The organism is Acidobacteriota bacterium, assembly GCA_018001935.1.
Taxonomy (GTDB): Bacteria; Acidobacteriota; JAAYUB01; order JAAYUB01; family JAAYUB01; genus JAGNHB01.
This window is the reverse complement of record JAGNHB010000007.1, coordinates 1-926: the sequence shown is the minus strand read 5'-3', so window position 1 is coordinate 926 and position 926 is coordinate 1. Positions and strand designations below refer to the sequence as shown.

Sequence of the window (926 nt, the reverse complement as noted above, 5' to 3'; positions counted from 1 at the left end):
GTGAATCACCCGTTCCGCACATTCGACCCCTTCGGGGTCGGGGGCATCGCCTGTCTCCTTTTCTATTCACATTCGACCCCTTCGGGGTCGGGGGCATTGCCTGTCTCCCTTACTATTCACATTCGACCCCTTTGGGCTCGGGGGGGAGGCGGCGGAGGACGAGGAGGGTGAGGTCGTCGCCGGGTCCCTTGGGGCCCGCGTGCCGGCGCACCGAGCGCAGGATGCAGTCCCGGATGCCGGCCGCGGTGTCATTCCCCTCGAGGCAGGCGGCAACCGTTTCCAGGAGCCGGGTCGTCCCGTACTCCGCGCCGCCTTCCCCCCACGCTTCCGTGACCCCGTCCGAGAACATCACCAGGAGGTCCCCCGGCTCGAGGTCTACCGCGCCGGGTTCGTAGACGGCGTCCTCCAGGACCCCCAGGATCAGCCCGCCTTCGGTCAGTTCCAGGGCGGGACGCCCCTTCCGAAGCAGGATGGGCGGGTTGTGACCGGCATTGACGTACCGGAAGCGGTGCTCCGCAGTGTCGAGGACCCCGAAGAAGAGGGTGACGAAGTGCTCGCCCCCCGTGTTGCGGCAGACGAGAGCGTTGGTCCGGCCGGCGAGCGTCTCCACGGGAGGCGCCGACAGGACAAGGCTCCGCACGACGGCCTGGACGTTGGCCATCAGCAGGGCGGCGCTGAGGCCTTTTCCCGAGACGTCCGCCACGCAGAGGGCGAAGCGGTGCCCATCGACGCAGATGACGTCGTGGTAGTCCCCCCCGACCGCCCGGACGGGGAGGCTCACCGCCGCCACGTCGTACCCCGCTGTTCGCGCCGGTCTGGGATGAGGCCAAAATCAGCGGTTTGGGGTGAGGCCAGCGACTGGTTTTCAATCGACAGTGCAAAGAGAGAGGATTTCGCAGGAGCGAGAAGGGAGCTCGGTTCACCGG

At 67.7% G+C, this 926-nt stretch carries 1 protein-coding gene; it reads right to left on the bottom strand.

Translation table 11 applies throughout. The annotated features are described in order from the left end of the window. Positions 1-112 precede the first annotated feature (112 nt). Positions 113-790, bottom strand: coding sequence for a PP2C family protein-serine/threonine phosphatase (locus KA419_04265; protein MBP7865142.1), 678 nt, complete (start codon positions 788-790; stop codon positions 113-115). Positions 791-926 lie beyond the last annotated feature (136 nt).